Origin of the sequence: Bacteroides graminisolvens DSM 19988 = JCM 15093 (assembly GCF_000428125.1) — a bacterium.
In the GTDB taxonomy this organism is placed as follows: Bacteria; Bacteroidota; Bacteroidia; order Bacteroidales; family Bacteroidaceae; genus Bacteroides; species Bacteroides graminisolvens.
In genome coordinates this window covers 1-1,575 of record NZ_ATZI01000033.1, presented here as the reverse complement: position 1 = coordinate 1,575, position 1,575 = coordinate 1, and the positions used below count along the sequence as shown (strand labels likewise).

The following is a 1,575-nucleotide window of genomic DNA, read 5'->3' as shown; positions in this document are numbered from 1 at the left end:
TCAAATAATCAGGGCGCACTGCTCGGTCTTCTACGGACTGACAGTGGTATACTTTTTAATTATTAGGGTGGTATACTTTTAAGTTATTATATACAGCTTTGTTATCTGCGGCAGCATTATATGGAGCAGCACATCAACAACCCATGGAATACTTTGTAATAGCAGAAACTCCCGCTCCCAGAAGTATTAATAATAAAAAATTAAAAGTCTCATTTTTCTCGAAAAACTCATGGGAACAAGACGATATAGTTCAGAAAACAACTGACGCCGGTTATCTCAATGTTTCTTCTCCTGAATTAACGGCACTCGATTTAGTGGCTTATGTCGATAAAATAGGAATGAATAGAACTGTTACCATTTTACAAGAGTTAGCTCAAGAAATGAAAACAACAACACTCCATAGAACTGCGAAAAGATATATAAATACTCCCGTAATTCAACGGTTGGGGTATCTTTTTGATAAAGTATTAGGTGAAGAAAAACTCTCTGATTCTTTATTGAAAATTTTAAATAGCCGTAATTTATCTCCGATATTATTGAGTACTCAAAAAGAAAAGCAGGGAGAGCTAGACGAAACATGGAAGGTGATTAAAAATATAAAGATAGAAAGCGATTTATGATACCACGCCGATATATAGAAGAATGGAAAGCAGTTGCTCCTTGGCCAAATGACGCACAGGTGGAGCAAGATTTAGTTATTGCCAGGGCTTTGGTAGAAATATTCTCTGATGATCTGCTGAAAAAATCACTTGCTTTCAGAGGTGGTACTGCTTTGCACAAATTGTATTTACAGCCGCAAGTCCGCTATTCAGAAGATATAGATTTAGTGCAAATTAATTCAGAACCGATCAATCCGATATTAAAGCAAATTCGCGAACGATTAGCCTTTCTCGGAACTAAGAGAACAGTAAAGCAACATATCCACAATAATGCCGTCGTTTATCGTTTCGATACAAGCACACTGCCTGTAATTAATATGCGATTGAAGATAGAGATTAACACTCGAGAGCACTTTACAGTGCTAGGGTTAAAGGAAATTCCATACAAAGTAGAGAACGGATGGTTTTCTGGTGAATGCAGTTTGACAGGATACGAACTAGAAGAATTACTGGGAACAAAAATGCGTGCGTTATATCAACGCCGTAAAGGACGCGACCTATTTGATTTGTATTGGGCAATGACTCATCAGAATGTTGATACAAAAAAAATAATCCATTGTTATAAAACATACATGGAATATTCTGTGGATAAATCTCCTACTCAGAAACAATTTCTTGTTAACATGGAGGAAAAACTACTTGACAAGGAATTTAGAGAGGATATACATGCCATATTAAGACCAGGAGTGGAATATGACAATGATAAGGCGTGGGAGGCAATGAAACTTAAACTAATTGAAAGGTTATAAGTTTATATAATAAAGAGATACCATTATTAAAGTATGTTATAAAACACATATTTTCGCACGCAATGCTTGCAGATTTCAAAAAAGTGCGTACCTTTGCAATGTGTTTTTCATAGTATTAGATTTAAGGTTAACAAAGGTTGGAGTCAGGCGTGACTCCTTTTTTTTTG

Annotated in this window: 2 protein-coding genes; both read left to right on the top strand. The window is 35.8% G+C overall.

Features of this window, described 5'->3' with window-relative positions; genetic code table 11:
* The first annotated feature begins 98 nt into the window (after positions 1 to 98).
* The gene (locus C511_RS16830) at positions 99 to 620 is read left to right on the top strand and encodes a type IV toxin-antitoxin system AbiEi family antitoxin domain-containing protein (RefSeq protein ID WP_052000749.1); all 522 of its coding nucleotides are present in this window, start codon (positions 99 to 101) and stop codon (positions 618 to 620) included.
* Positions 617 to 1,408, top strand: a complete 792-nt coding sequence (locus C511_RS0112430; RefSeq protein WP_024997765.1) for a nucleotidyl transferase AbiEii/AbiGii toxin family protein — start codon at positions 617 to 619, stop codon at positions 1,406 to 1,408. The genes C511_RS16830 and C511_RS0112430 overlap by 4 nt, the downstream gene beginning before the upstream one ends.
* The last annotated feature ends 167 nt before the right edge of the window (positions 1,409 to 1,575 follow it).